This window comes from Salmonella enterica subsp. enterica serovar Typhimurium str. LT2 (assembly GCF_000006945.2).
GTDB classification, from domain to species: Bacteria; Pseudomonadota; Gammaproteobacteria; order Enterobacterales; family Enterobacteriaceae; genus Salmonella; species Salmonella enterica.
Genome location: NC_003197.2, coordinates 1679714 through 1693302, shown reverse-complemented (window position 1 = coordinate 1693302; position 13589 = coordinate 1679714). Strand labels below are relative to the sequence as shown.

Annotated in this window: 10 protein-coding genes and 9 other annotated features; of the genes, 6 read left to right on the top strand and 4 right to left on the bottom strand. The window is 51.2% G+C overall.

All coding sequences use genetic code 11. The annotated features are described in order from the left end of the window. Window positions 1–177: 177 nt before the first annotated feature. The gene (gene sifB / locus STM1602) for a Salmonella translocated effector: translocated by SPI-2 (RefSeq protein NP_460561.1) occupies window positions 178–1132 on the bottom strand. Within the gene, window positions 178–1128 belong to an annotated coding region; the region does not span the whole gene. Next, window positions 1127–1132 (bottom strand) — a ribosome-binding site (putative RBS for sifB; RegulonDB:STMS1H001803). It overlaps the preceding gene by 6 nt. Before the next feature lie 524 nt (window positions 1133–1656). Further along, window positions 1657–1662 (top strand) — a ribosome-binding site (putative RBS for ugtL; RegulonDB:STMS1H001802). On the opposite strand from sifB, the gene ugtL reads away from it, so the two are divergent. The 6 genes from ugtL (at window position 1657) to ydcX (ending at window position 7047) form a co-directional block, all read left to right on the top strand. Beyond that, window positions 1657–2063, top strand: a protein-coding gene (gene ugtL, locus STM1601; protein NP_460560.1) for a hypothetical protein. Within the gene, window positions 1665–2063 belong to an annotated coding region; the region does not span the whole gene. Its footprint overlaps the feature before it by 6 nt. 28 nt (window positions 2064–2091) lie before the next feature. After that, window positions 2092–2097 (top strand) — a ribosome-binding site (putative RBS for STM1600; RegulonDB:STMS1H001801). Further along, the gene (locus STM1600) for a putative inner membrane protein (protein ID NP_448018.1) occupies window positions 2092–2326 on the top strand. Within the gene, window positions 2096–2326 belong to an annotated coding region; the region does not span the whole gene. It overlaps the preceding feature by 6 nt. A 251-nt stretch (window positions 2327–2577) precedes the next feature. After that, window positions 2578–2583, top strand: a ribosome-binding site (putative RBS for pdgL; RegulonDB:STMS1H001800). Beyond that, window positions 2578–3355, top strand: a protein-coding gene (gene pdgL / locus STM1599) for a Periplasmic dipeptidase (RefSeq protein NP_460558.1). Within the gene, window positions 2585–3355 belong to an annotated coding region; the region does not span the whole gene. (Overlaps the previous feature by 6 nt.) Window positions 3356–3490: 135 nt before the next feature. Beyond that, window positions 3491–4915: a putative gntR family regulatory protein gene (ydcR, locus tag STM1598; protein ID NP_460557.1), complete on the top strand. Its 1425-nt coding sequence runs from the start codon at window positions 3491–3493 to the stop codon at window positions 4913–4915. Between the two features lie 100 nt (window positions 4916–5015). Then, window positions 5016–5021 (top strand) — a ribosome-binding site (putative RBS for ydcW; RegulonDB:STMS1H001799). Beyond that, window positions 5016–6475 (top strand): putative aldehyde dehydrogenase gene (ydcW, locus tag STM1597; RefSeq protein ID NP_460556.3). Within the gene, window positions 5030–6475 belong to an annotated coding region; the region does not span the whole gene. Its footprint overlaps the feature before it by 6 nt. 299 nt (window positions 6476–6774) lie before the next feature. Further along, window positions 6775–6780 (top strand) — a ribosome-binding site (putative RBS for ydcX; RegulonDB:STMS1H001798). Beyond that, window positions 6775–7047, top strand: a protein-coding gene (ydcX, locus tag STM1596) for a putative inner membrane protein (RefSeq protein ID NP_460555.1). Within the gene, window positions 6784–7047 belong to an annotated coding region; the region does not span the whole gene. Its footprint overlaps the feature before it by 6 nt. A 44-nt stretch (window positions 7048–7091) precedes the next feature. Here ydcX and srfC read toward each other — a convergent pair. The 3 genes from srfC to srfA form a co-directional block, all read right to left on the bottom strand. Then, window positions 7092–9241 (bottom strand): ssrAB activated gene gene (gene srfC / locus STM1595; protein NP_460554.1). Within the gene, window positions 7092–9236 belong to an annotated coding region; the region does not span the whole gene. Then, window positions 9233–12220 (bottom strand): ssrAB activated gene gene (gene srfB, locus STM1594; RefSeq protein ID NP_460553.1). Within the gene, window positions 9233–12214 belong to an annotated coding region; the region does not span the whole gene. The genes srfC and srfB overlap by 9 nt, the downstream gene beginning before the upstream one ends. Beyond that, window positions 9236–9241: a ribosome-binding site (putative RBS for srfC; RegulonDB:STMS1H001797), on the bottom strand. (Overlaps the previous gene by 6 nt.) Next, window positions 12215–12220 (bottom strand) — a ribosome-binding site (putative RBS for srfB; RegulonDB:STMS1H001796). It lies within the gene srfB. Further along, the gene (gene srfA / locus STM1593) for a ssrAB activated gene (protein NP_460552.1) occupies window positions 12219–13543 on the bottom strand. Within the gene, window positions 12219–13538 belong to an annotated coding region; the region does not span the whole gene. Before srfA ends, srfB begins: the two co-directional genes overlap by 2 nt. Next, window positions 13538–13543 (bottom strand) — a ribosome-binding site (putative RBS for srfA; RegulonDB:STMS1H001795). (Overlaps the previous gene by 6 nt.) Window positions 13544–13589 lie beyond the last annotated feature (46 nt).

The window sequence follows — 13589 nt, the reverse complement described above, 5'->3', positions numbered from 1 at the left end:
AGTGCGATAAGTTGTATGAGAAAATATACTTATACTCAGTATGTCAATTATAAAAATAACGAGCCAATTCGTTCCATAGTAAATCCATTATTCCCTGGGAGTATATATTTAAAGTTATTGTATTAGATGGTTTTGGTATTGCCAGGGGATTGTAAATCCATACTATTTATGGTGTGATCAACTCTGGTGATGAGCCTCATTTTTTGTTGTTTCAACGAGTGAAGATAAATCTTCAGAAAAAAGGCTGTTATGAACTTGTAGCGCTACATATTCAGTAAGCTCGTTTAAACATAGCAGGCCATGAGAGGAACTTTCTTCCAGCATATTCATTAGTATCTCATTCTTAAACAAACATGAATAAACAATTTGAGTAACTGAGCTTTGTGCATAATTTGGTTCAAACGCTGCATTCTTTAAGTTAGTATTCTCAATAACCTTTGCGGCTATTTTGTTTTTGATAGCGTCGTCAATAGCTGTTACACCTGCCTGGGCGATGCCCAGATTAATCCTGGAGGAGATGGCGGCTTTTCTTTCCTGTTCCTTCCAGTCACATAAATTACCCTTTTCTGCCATGGCGATAAGCGTCTCTTCTATATTTTTTAGGTCAACGGAAAATGTTATACCGCCGGATAGCGAGAGTTGTAACCGCTCAGGGAACAAGCAACATAGCGGTTCACAAACATAAGTGCTAGCTTTTATATTAATATCAGAATATCTTTTCAGGTGGGCAGACTGAGTATCAACACAGAGCACTGTTCTATTCATTATCTCATAATAGTAGTGATCCTGACGTATCATAATACATAACGGAATATCTTCGCCATCTTTAATACAGAGATTTGTATACTGACACTCAGCATCTTTATAGTGCTGAAAATGGAAATTTCCTCTGCATGACGGTGATGATAATTCATATAACTTGCAAAATAAATCAAATAAACGTTGCGCGTCAGGCGGAGAGGCAACATCACATAATTCCTTTATATATTGATCGGCAGTGGATCTTTGCGTGTCACAAAAAAAATCTTTAATCTTTTCCCATAGTAACGTAAAGAAAGAGCGTTGAGAGATAGCACTTTGAGAAAACATCTCACTCTTTAAAAATCCTCTCCCGATAGTAATTGGCATAATGTAGACCACAAGTGATTATATGATACTTCATTACTGGAATAGGTGGTATTCGAAATATTATCCCATGTTGCCCATCGGTTTGCCTATCGGTGAAACACCTGATTTTTGCTTTGTCCTGAACCGTCAACATTATTGTTCAATTGTTCAAATCGACCCGTAGCTTTAGTCATGCCCACGCCTCCTGGCCATGAAATATGTCAGATAAAACGAATGAAAGTAAAACGGTTTTCTTAATTCTCACATCATCATGTACTATGAGTAATGATTAATTACGCACTATATTATTTTTAGAGAAAGTAAATAGTTGCTCAACCGTGTAGAAATTGTCTTATAAGAAGTTAAACTAAAAGTATTATTAGGCTAACAACAATGAGATGTTTAGCGGTAGGGCAGAAGGCCAATACTGATAGTGCTTATGATATAAATATCTTACTCTTTAGTTTTTGTCTTAATTATATTTGTTGTAACGATTAGCTGACGGCTTTGTTTCCAGTTGGGCGATAAAATTATAAAAACCTGCGAGGAGGCTCAAAATGAAGAAATCAGATGGTGAAATTCACGAAAAGACAGCATCCTGGGGCATTTTGCAGTCAGAATGGCTAAGGAAATGTGGACGGCTATTATTGCTGTTACTTTACCGTTTCGTTATCGGATGGGCTTTTTTTCAGTTACTTGCCATGATCGTGGCAGGGATATTTTTGTTAGGCATCTTATTATTTCATCCCATAATATTTGTACAGACTATCGCAATTACTGAGAAGTTAAATCATGCTTCGCTTGATTTATGGCATATCCTTAAGTTATGCCTATGGCATTACGGTATCATCGCAGGGTTTATTTTTATGGCGGAGTGTACGTTAAGTAAAAGTATACGGCAGGTTCAGCGCTTGTCCAAAAAATTTGGGGCACAGGATGTTTCTTCACGCCCGTGATCCGCCGCTGCAACCTGCGGTCTTACTGAATAATGGCTATGACCAGCAGACCGAATTATCTCGGTTCGAGGGGGATTCTATGTGTTTGCACAACTGCAGTGAATCGTAATTTCAGTGCATTATCGCCGACAATCGACGTGTTCCTCACTAATTGCCTTCCTGACTATATAGTGGTCTTATCTTTGGCGAAACAATGTTATTTAGTTATGGAAGGCGACAACAACTGTACTACTGATTATCAAATGACCTTTCTGGTCAGGTAGACTCGCCTTTGTGAAAACACATCGTTATCTGTGCTCCTGAGACTCACTCCCTTGCCGCCTTTACGCAACTCGAATTATTTTGGGTATAGAACAGGAGGCGCAGTGGTCGTATAAGCAAAATATAAACTCTCCGTTTGTGATAAGGCACAGATTACAGGGGGAAAGATGTTTATTTTAACCATCTGTTTAAGCGGTGTCCGCTAATCTTTACCTGCTCAAATACATAATCACCCCTGTGACTCTCGCGAGGTGTAACATATGGTAAAATGCGTATCTTCTTTCCTCCTGTTCAGCCTGTTGTCCGTTCAGGCAATGTCAGCTGAAAACCATATTGATCTCCACCAGCCAAAAGACTTTGTCGATATTACTACGGTCGCCCCCGACGTACAGGTAGACATGCGATACTTCAGTTCCCATAACTTTATTGGTCGCCCCATTAAAGGCTATAACGCGCCTGTTTGCCTGTTAACACGACCAGCCGCGAACGCAGTGAAGCAGGTCGCCGATCGTTTACGCCCCTTCGGACTTACCTTAAAAATATATGATTGCTACCGTCCGCAAAGCGCAGTGAACGACTTTATCGCGTGGGCCAAAGATCCTTCTCAAAACCAAATGAAAAACGAATTTTATCCGCAGGTAGAGAAAAATCGTCTGTTTGAGGAAGGTTATCTTGCCGCCAGATCCGGCCACAGTCGGGGAAGTACGCTTGATCTAACGATTGTTCCACTTGACAGTAAAATACCAATATACGATCCCGGACGACCACTGGTGAATTGTACTGCGTCCGCGGCGCAACGCTCGCCAGATAATAGTCTGGATTTTGGTACCGGCTTTGACTGTTTTAGTCCGTTATCCCATCCCGATAATGTCATACTTACCGCTCAGCAACGCGCAAATAGGTTGTTATTACAAACATTGATGCGTGATGCGGGTTTTACGCCACTGGATACTGAATGGTGGCACTTCTCTCTTACTCATGAACCATACCCGAACACTTGGTTTGACTTTCCCGTTAAGCAGAGACCCTGAAACGGCGTTTTGTTGCGAAATCTAATCATTACGCCTGTTGGAAAGCACCATAACAGTTAGCAAATCATTGTTAATTTTAACAACTGATATACACTGCGGTTGCCACCTGCAAGCAGCGCTCAATGAGATCGAATAATGAAAAAATATCAACGTCTGGCGGAGCAAATTAGAGAACAAATCGCCTCTGGCGTTTGGCAACCCGGCGATCGATTACCCTCGCTGAGGGAGCAGGTCGCCAGTAGCGGCATGAGTTTTATGACTGTCGGTCATGCGTACCAGTTGCTGGAAAGTCAGGGACGGATTATCGCCCGTCCGCAATCTGGTTATTATGTCGCGCCGCATCCGGTTTGTCGGTCAGTCGCGACGGCAGCGCACGTTATTCGGGATGAAGCCGTAGATATCAATACCTATATTTTTGAGATGCTGCAGGCGAGCCGTGATACCTCTGTGGTGCCCTTTGCCTCAGCGTTTCCCGATCCGCGTCTGTTTCCCTTGCCGCAATTGAACCGCTCTCTGGCGCAGGTCAGCAAAACCGCGACGGCAATGAGCGTCATCGAAAACTTGCCGCCAGGTAATGCAGAATTGCGCTATGCGATAGCACGCCGTTACGCGCAGCAGGGGATTACCGTTTCTCCTGACGAGATTGTCATTACCGCCGGCGCGCTGGAAGCGTTGAATCTTAGTTTACAGGCGGTGACGGCGCCGGGAGACTGGGTGGTGGTGGAGAACCCCTGTTTCTACGGTGCGCTACAGGCCCTGGAGCGATTGCGCCTGAAAGCGTTGTCGATACCTACCGATGTTAAAGAAGGTATCGATCTTATGGCGCTGGAACAGGCGTTACAGGAATATCCGGTGAAAGCGTGCTGGTTAATGACCAACAGCCAGAATCCGTTAGGGTTCACGCTGAGTGCTGAGAAAAAAGCGCGGCTGGTTGCGTTACTCACGCACCATAACGTGACGCTAATTGAAGACGATGTTTATAGCGAACTCTACTTTGGCCGCGAGAAACCTCTGCCTGCCAAAGCATGGGATCGCGACGATACCGTGTTGCATTGTTCGTCTTTTTCCAAATGTCTGGTTCCCGGTTTTCGCATTGGCTGGGTTGCGGGAGGAAGCCATGCCAGACAAATTCAGCGTTTGCAGTTAATGAGCACATTATCCACCAGTTCCCCCATGCAATTGGCGTTAGTGGATTATCTCTCGACACGTCGATATGACGCGCATCTGCGACGATTGCGAAGGCAGCTTGCCGAACGTAAACAGCAAGCCTGGCAAACCCTTTTGCGCCATCTCCCGGCGGAAGTAAAAATTCACCATAACGATAGCGGTTATTTTCTTTGGCTGGAGCTACCTGAGCAGCTTGATGCCGGTGAACTTAGCGCCAAAGCGCTTGAACACCTTATCAGTATCGCGCCGGGGAAAATGTTTTCAACGTCCGGCGCCTGGACGCGTTTCTTTCGTTTTAACACCGCATGGCATTGGGGAGAACGGGAAGAACAGGCCGTAAAACAGCTTGGCAGCCTGATTCGCGAGATGCTGAGCGCTAAAAGCCTTGTGTGAGGTGGAATGCGTGTCAGCTCACAACCTGACTAAATTTCCCGAGTGTGCCGGGTGAGCATCTGGCGCGCCGTCTATTTTTAGGAAAGCGGCGGCCCGTTCGCCGGAAATCGATTAATGACGATATGGGAAAATGCTATGCAATATCAATTACTGATTAATGGCGTGCTGGTGGACGGCGAGGGAGAAAGGCAGTCTGTTTATAACCCGGCGACAGGCGAGGTCATACTTGAGATTGCGGAAGCGTCGCCCGCGCAGGTTGACGCCGCAGTGCAGGCCGCCGATAACGCGTTTGCCGAATGGGGGCAGACCACACCCAAAGCACGGGCGGAATGTCTGTTAAAACTGGCGGACAGCATCGAGCAAAACGCCCTTGAGTTCGCCCGGCTTGAATCGCAAAACTGCGGTAAGCCTTTGCACTGCGTAATTAATGATGAAATTCCGGCAATCGTGGATGTCTTTCGCTTTTTTGCCGGCGCGGCCCGTTGTTTGAGTGGGCTGGCGGCGGGCGAATATCTGGAAGGACATACGTCGATGATCCGCCGGGATCCGATTGGCGTGGTTGCCTCTATCGCGCCGTGGAATTATCCGCTCATGATGGCGGCCTGGAAGCTGGCGCCAGCGCTGGCGGCAGGTAACTGCGTGGTGATTAAGCCTTCTGAAATCACGCCGCTGACGGCGCTTAAACTTGCCGTGCTGGCGAAGGATATCTTTCCGCCGGGGGTGCTCAATGTCCTGTTCGGACGAGGGCAAACTGTTGGCGATGTATTGACCGGCCATGAAAAAGTACGCATGGTCTCTTTAACCGGTTCTATCGCGACCGGGGAGCATATTCTGCGCCATACTGCGCCAGCGATAAAACGTACGCATATGGAACTCGGTGGTAAAGCCCCGGTGATTGTTTTTGATGACGCCGATCTGGATGCGGTGGCGCAGGGCGTCCGGACTTTTGGTTTCTATAATGCCGGACAGGATTGTACTGCGGCGTGCCGTATATACGCGCAGCGCGGTATCTATGATGCGCTGGTCGAAAAGCTAGGGAACGCAGTGAGCAGCCTGAAAATGGGCGCGCCGGAGGATGAGTCGACAGAGCTGGGGCCGTTAAGTTCGCTGGCGCACCTGAAGCGCGTCACAGCGGCTGTAGAGGAGGCGAAGGCCCTCAGCCATATCCGTGTGATTACTGGCGGAAGTCAAACGGAAGGTAAAGGTTACTATTTCGCTCCGACGTTGCTGGCAGACGCAAAACAGGAAGATGCCATCGTGCAACGCGAGGTCTTCGGCCCGGTGGTCAGTATAACCGTCTTTGATGATGAAGATCAGGTTCTGAGGTGGGCCAACGATTCTCGCTATGGTCTGGCATCCTCCGTCTGGACTCAGGACGTCGGGCGGGCGCACCGGCTTAGCGCCAGATTGCAGTATGGCTGTACCTGGATTAATACCCATTTCATGTTGGTTAGCGAAATGCCGCATGGAGGGCAAAAACAGTCGGGATACGGCAAAGATATGTCATTGTATGGTCTGGAAGACTACACCCTTGTCCGCCACATCATGGTTAAGCATTAAGGATCATTTACTGTTCAGAAAAATCGTGAAAAAATAGGCGGGTGTCGGCGGAGAGGGGGACCTCCCCGCCAACATGCGCAGCAAGTACTCAAAGGTTGAACACCTCAAGCAAACCAGCCGAATCTCAACGAGATCAGACCCAAAAGTCCTGCAGCAGCAAAGACATTAATCAGCACGACGGTTTTACTGGAAACATTCATTTTCGCCACCTTTCATCATAACCCCTATGGGTATAGTACGGGTTGGCGAGATCCGCAATAATACCTAAACAGGATATTCTGTGAGCGGAGCCGTGCATTGAGAACGTTTTGCTGTTAAGGCTGATAAACCTTGATGTGCGTCAAATAAAAAGAGCATATTGCGCGCGTTTTTTCCTCTGGTTGGCGTGGATGCCTGATATGACCCTCTTTCAAAAGATATTAATTTTTTACGCCGTCATGGCGGTGATATCATCCCTGATCACCTGGTTTTTGACTCATGACAAAAAACGAATTCGTTTCCTGAGCGCCTTTTTGGTTGGCGCGACATGGCCGATAAGTTTCCCCGTCGCATTGCTGTTTTCGCTTTTCTGACCTCAAGCCCGATACAGGTTACCGGGCATGGTTTTTCCGCCAGGTCAGGCTATCAGGGCAATTAATTGCGCTCTGTCTACGTCGGTAACGTCCTGCGGATGCCGATATCCTGCGTTCTCATTGGCCAGGGTATACAGCGCAACAAGCCAGTCATAGACATAGCGGCTGGCGGCATGAACGGGCTGTTCGTCAAGCTTTGTTAGACGCAACATTGTCGAACGCGGTGTTGCGGCGAAAATGGCTGCGCCTTTCTGAACGCGGCTGGCCGGGCGTTGGGCCTCCTCGATATTGGCGTAGCCGAGCCAGGCGATGAAGTTACCAATGATGGCATGAAGCTGCGCGCCGCTCACCTCCTCGCGCTGCATGGTTTTCTGTAACTGCTGAGGTAAACCGAGGCGATAGCTGGCGGTAATTAAAATCTCCGCCACGGCGTTGAGCATCTGCGGTTCCAGTCCCAGACGCTGCGCATTATCCCGGCAGTGGGCCCACTGGCGCAGATGATTGATCCACATTTTGTGCGCCTGGTAGCCTGTTTCGTGACCTTCTGACGCTGAAGCGCGCGTTGGTTCGTCGGCAAAGAGATCGATCGCGTCATTAAATAAACCGCAGACCTGTTCTTCTCGTGACTGTCGGGTGCTCAGCAACGCTTCGAAGTTCTGTACCGGCGGTAACAGCCCGGCCAGCAGGTCGCCATGTCTGGCGGCCTGGGCCTGAAGACGCCGGATCACGGTTTCAACCGGTAGCCGCGCGTCATCAAACATCGGTAACAGATCGCGCACGCGGCCTCGCAGTTGTTCGCGTAACGCCTGTAAGCGCGCCTGTCGCTGTGGTGCCGATGTCGCCTGCGATAACCATTCCACCAAACGCTGCATACTGTGTTTATCCAGCGCCTGCAACGTTCCCCAATGCACGCCAGGTTTACCCATCAACTGCTGGACGGCTTCATCCAGATTTTGCTGGGTGGCAAAACGGGCATCCTGTGGAGTAATAGCCCAGACGACGCCGGGTAACGCTGATTCATGCTGCGGCTGCGTGGCGTTAACCCACTCCAGTAAGTGATGGGCGGCAGTGGACGTTTGCGAGCGAGATGCCAGAGCATTGCAAATCACCAGAACATCGGGCTGTACCTGTTGGCGGTAATGGGCCAGCATCCAACCTAATTTCGCCCGCCATAACGGATGAGGATGACTGTCTGGCGCGACCGGAATATCCAGTAAATCTACGTTATCCAGTACGTTGTTTTCAACGCTTAGCACCAGTTCGCGGGTAAGCAGCGCCAGAGAATCAAGCGAAAGGCTGACCGCATTGAGCAGTCGGCCTTCCTTAACCGGATGCACCACCACATCGCTTTGCGTATCGTTGGCGGTTAGCGCCATTTGCGTCAGGAAGTTTTCCGCCGGTAAGCCAAAATGATCGACCAGCAGGCTGAGCGGCGCCGCCAGTTCCCCGGCATGGCCGGTTTGTTGCAACATATGCGCCAGCGCCAGCCATTGCTGGGTGATCTCCGGTTGCTCTCCCCACAGTAATGCCCAGGCGTGCGCCCGTGTCGTGAGATCCAGCGCAGGCAAGAGCGAGGCAAAGTGTTGCCATGTCGCATCATCAATATGTTGTCTGGCGGACGGCAGGCAAGAGCGCCAGAAACTCGCGATGGTCGCTACCTCTTCAGCGGTAACGCCGGGGACGGGCTGCGGTTGGCGAAGCGATTGCCATTTCTCCAGGCGTGATGTGATAATGGATTTTTCGACCTGGCGACAAACGGGGGACGAGCTGGTCCAGGCAATAAAGATCTGCACCAGTTCGGCTTCACTGATCAAGCGCAGGCGCAACGGCCAGCCGCTCTCGTTTGAAAAAATGTCGCGCGTAAAGCGAATAGCCATATTCGCTGGCGCATGACCCGGATTGATGTGGCTGAAATAATCATAGTCACGGTCCGGCGTGATAATTTCCAGCTTGCCATTCTCGTTACCGCATAGCGTCGTTAACAGATGCGCTTTTGCGGATTGCGCATACCCGTACAGACCAACGCAGCCATGTGATGCGCAGGCGGCGTTGAGCGCTGACTCATCCGCCGCGGCAAGCGTAAGTTGCGCCAGCAGAGCGTCGGCTTCGTCATCCAGTCGCGTTGCGTAACGGCGCGTGTTGTTAACCCACTCGATAACAGCCTGGGTGGTGTTTAACGGTTTTGTCATTTCAGGTATACACTCCCACTATCTATCCAGTAGTGGCTGCCGCTGTGGCGACGGTCAGCCAGCGTATTCAATTTTAATGTCAGCGCATCGGCGGCGACCGGCGTCCCGTCCTGGAGCCAGGCATCACTTAATATGAACGATTCCGGGGCGCTATCTTTGCTACTGCCGCGTAATTTCAGTCGCACATTCAGTACGCCGTCGCCAGCGATGGTTTTCGCCAGTTCGGCGGAATTAATGCTCAGGCAATAAAGTGGTGTTGCTGGCCAGCGACTGTTCGCCAGTTGACGAAAGCCCAACGTCACGTTACCGCGTAGCGGAAAATGCAAGCGAGCGTCCAGCGTTGCGCCGGGTTTATCCAAATCGATTTCGTGATACCAGATGTTTTCATCGCGAAGGGTATTAACGGTATTATCCAGTACGCCGAGATAACGTACAGTCGAATACGCGCCGATATCAGCCGCTTTAAAATTGAAACGCGGCAGACGTAAGTCCAGCGCCAGGCTGCATAACATCGCGCCCACCGCGGCAGTGGATTTTGGATTACCGATACGCCCTTGTTGACTGAAGGGATACCATTCATGTACCTGATACTTATCCATCCACACAATGCGATTAACCGGCACCGGTTGTAAGTGCCGGATGAGCGCCTGTACGCCGGGTAAACAGGTCGGTCTCCCCGTCACCAGCAAGATATCGCAGTGATAGTGGGATATCGCTTCGCAGACCGCATGAAGCGGCGTTGTCAGCGTAAACTGACCGGCCAGCAGAGACTCCTGAAGCTGGCTAAACTGGATTTGCAACGGCACATTGAATATATCAAATGTCGGCGAACCAGACGGTAAGGCATGATCGATCGCCTGCTGGATATAGTTCATCACGTTGCTCGTTGGGCGGCGGATCAGCAGATCGCCAAATGTCGCATGTAAACCGGCAAACGGATCGTTAATGTCGCTTTGCTCCCAGGCGGAAAGTACCGCATGGCCCAGCGGCATAAATAATTGCAGCGCCGTTTGCTGGCGCAAAATGGCCTGAGTATCAATTCGTCCCGAATCGCCAAATAAGGTCGCCAGCAGGGCGGCGGCATCCGTAACGCCTGCCCGTTGCAACGCCGTTTGCAGGGAAGGGAGTACGCAACGCTGAATGATATCTAATAGCAGATCGTCCCCGGCGACTTTAAAACCTTCGCGAAACAGGAGATGAGGCGTAATTTTTACATTGGCCCCCACGCCGTCATCTAACTGATAGTGAACGATCGCCATATCCGTCGTGCCGCCGCCGATATCAATCGATGCCACGCGCAACGCGCGCCCGGGGACGACGCCGGGTTCAGGCTGGCGATCCGGTCTGGCCAGCGCATTAAAAAAGGATTCGGTACGCCCGGCGTAATGCGAAATGGCTTCGTTATAAAGCCATACCAGTTGGCCGCAACTTGCTTCGTCCCATTCCATCTGTATTTCTGGTACCGGCACCACGCTTTTTTCACGCTGCTTAGGCGTGGTGAAATCCTCATCCTGCGGATGCCAGCCCATGGCTTTCCAGACCAGCGCCAGCGCTTCAAACATTCGCTGGCGGAAAATTTCTCGCTCCTGTTTCGGCATGGCGGAAGGCAGCGTTAAAATCAGGGTGCGTAGCTGGCGCGGCGAGGCGGGAAAGCCGAGCCGCAGCCGGGTGGCGACGCTGTTAATTTGCCCCAGCGCCTGAGCCAGAATTTCGCACAACATATGCGTCATCAAGGTGCTACGGCTGTATTGCGGCGAAAAAACCGGTAGCCTTTCTTCATACGGCAGGCGGAATAACGGCTGTCCGTCATCGTTCATCAGATTCATCAGCGGAAACGCGGTGGCAAGCGGTTCGCGCTGCGTTTTACCGTGGATCTGGCTAAAACGCCAGTCCTGCAAGGCGGGGGTTTCATCCCACAGGTAGCGACGTGGGCTGGAGATACCGCTGCTGCCTTCGGTGCCCACACGCTGCATAGCAAGGGCGCGAGCCTCGTCGCCCACACGCACAATGGAAGGCCAGACAAAGGCGTCGTCTCGTCCGCTTTCGACAGAAAAGTGTTGCTTGCCAAAGCGTGCTTCCGAGAATTCTACCCGGCTGGTAAATAAAGGATCGTTCAGATACTGCGGCTCGCTTAAAGAACGCACCTGAAGCTCTGCCGTCTGGCGTAACCCGTCATTCGCATCGCCATGATCCTCGATCAAGACGCCGCAGGTATGCGTATTGCCGACATCCAGAATCAGATCGACCGGGATTGCGGGCGTGCTTAACGTATGTGTCACAAACTTCACTTCCGGCACCGTAAGCTGTTCGCCTAACAGCGTCAGTAAATTCAACCAGTGCGCCTGATACTCAAAACTACGCAGCGCTTGCTGAATGGCCTGTTCCGAACGGTTTTCCACCTGTGAGGCATACTGAAGAAACGACTCGCGCAGCCAGCCGTCAATCCATGTCTGGTCAAGAAAATCGGCAACTTCTTCATCGCGCCAGGCGAGCGCAAAACGTGTGCCATTGAGCAGATCGTTTTCGCAAGGCGCCAACGCCGCAGGCATATTTTTTGCCAGCTGACTGTCGAAGGCGAGGGTGATGCGGTGTGTGTTTCCGGCGCTATCTGGCTCGCTGAGTTTACGTACCTGAATGCGCGCCCAGTTATCCGGCCCGTCAATAAAGGTACGCGGCGGATTAAAACGCAGGAACGGCAGGGGGAGCCAGATTCCGTCGAGTACATCCAGAGAATAGTGCAGCGTCTGAGTGCTTTCCGGTTTCACGACTTCGGGTTGGCCGCCAGCACGTCCTGGCAACGTGTAGCGCCCGCTGGTCAGATCAAAATCGAGGCGCAGTAGCGGGCCGTTTGCCGTTTTGCGCACAAAACGTCCGTAGTGGGCCGACTCTTGCGGCGTTAAGCCAAAATCAAGAAACTGGACGCCGCTGTTTGCAATGAGCGTGACGCTCTGTTTGTAATCACACAGATTGACCAACATAAAATCAGGCACCTATCTTTTTAAACGTCAACGGAATTGCCGCGTGGTCGCCATAACGGGCGGTACAGGTTGCGACGTCATTGACGCCTGCTTTACAGGTAATTTCCGGCATCGGATAACGTGAACCGTCGGTGCAGCGCGCATTGCCGCGACTTTTAATCATCAGCTCGCCCGTTTGATGCAGACCAGAGAAAATTTCCGCCCGACAAACCACGTTATCGCCATGTACTACGCGCGCGATGCCTTTGTTATTTTGGATCTGATAACGCAGAGAGGGCGGCTTGCCGGTAATCGGATCTTTGACATCCACACTGATGCGCCAGCTACCGTTTAAAAAGCGCGTGGTTCCAAGCTTCATCTGCGTATTGTCCATCACCAGCGCGTCTTTGGGGATAGCGGCAATGATAACAGGCGCTTCCGGCAACGGCGCCGCTTTGGGGGCGGGCGTCACCTCAGCGCGATGCAGCGGCAAATGCGCGGTGAGTTCAGGCAAGGGGGTAACGTCAGTTTTCGCGGTAGCGACAGGCGCGGCGCGAACAGGAGAGGCCCCGTCAACGGATGAAGATGGCCAGAAAAAAGGCGTGGCGACGGCGGCGATAACCACGGCAGCGACAGGTAAGCTCCACAGCGGTAGACGACGAGCTCTTTTCGCCTCAGCAACCGGGATAGGTGCGGCAGGCTTCGGCTCGCTAACGATAACGGGCGGCGCAGCAGGTTCCTCCGGCATTTTCGGCGGCTCAATGACAGACGTTAACAAAGGTTCATCCGCCTGACTAAATGCCGCCTCTACCAGCGGCTTTTCTTCGGGCTCCGGCTCGACCAGAGGGATGTCGGGGATTGCCTCGGTTACCCGCAGGCAGTCCAGCACATCATCGCGTGTATTTTCGTTGAGATTAACGAATCCCCAGAAGGTGATAACCGGTTTGCCGTTAACCAGGAAAACATGATTTTCACCGGGAAATTGCGTCGCTTTCTCAAGTAGCGAACCAAATAGCTGGAGCGCTGTTTTACCGGATTGCAGACTTTTGCGACTGAGTGCAGCCGCGCTTTCAAAAGTGCTGGCTAAATAACGTAAAGCCCGAGAACGTGTCTCTTCGTCAGCCGCTTTCCACGCTATCGCCTGACCTTCAATCGGCGAATACCAGTCAACCCGATCGCCATTATCGTTAAGTTGCGGAATCGCCAGACAGTCAACCATCGCCTGCTGTTTACGCAGACGAAGCGTTTCGCGAATTTGCAATGCTGATTCAAATACGGCCTGACCGCCGCCGCCCACGGCCTGATAATCATCCAGATTGCCGCTGCGCAAGAGAGATTTTGCCACGTTGTTATCCCTTAGACTTCTTCACGCGTCTACTTTACGGGGTCTATACGC

What these genes read in the sequence shown, in the direction of transcription:
- ydcW (NP_460556.3), top strand. Translation starts at nt 5,030, where the DNA reads ATGACGATATGGGAAAATGCTATGCAATATCAATTACTGATTAATGGC.
- STM1600 (NP_448018.1), top strand. Translation starts at nt 2,096, where the DNA reads ATGGCTATGACCAGCAGACCGAATTATCTCGGTTCGAGGGGGATTCTA.
- ydcR (NP_460557.1), top strand. Translation starts at nt 3,491, where the DNA reads ATGAAAAAATATCAACGTCTGGCGGAGCAAATTAGAGAACAAATCGCC.
- pdgL (NP_460558.1), top strand. Translation starts at nt 2,585, where the DNA reads ATGGTAAAATGCGTATCTTCTTTCCTCCTGTTCAGCCTGTTGTCCGTT.
- srfB (NP_460553.1), bottom strand. Translation starts at nt 12,214, where the DNA reads ATGTTGGTCAATCTGTGTGATTACAAACAGAGCGTCACGCTCATTGCA.
- sifB (NP_460561.1), bottom strand. Translation starts at nt 1,128, where the DNA reads ATGCCAATTACTATCGGGAGAGGATTTTTAAAGAGTGAGATGTTTTCT.
- ugtL (NP_460560.1), top strand. Translation starts at nt 1,665, where the DNA reads ATGAAGAAATCAGATGGTGAAATTCACGAAAAGACAGCATCCTGGGGC.
- srfC (NP_460554.1), bottom strand. Translation starts at nt 9,236, where the DNA reads ATGACAAAACCGTTAAACACCACCCAGGCTGTTATCGAGTGGGTTAAC.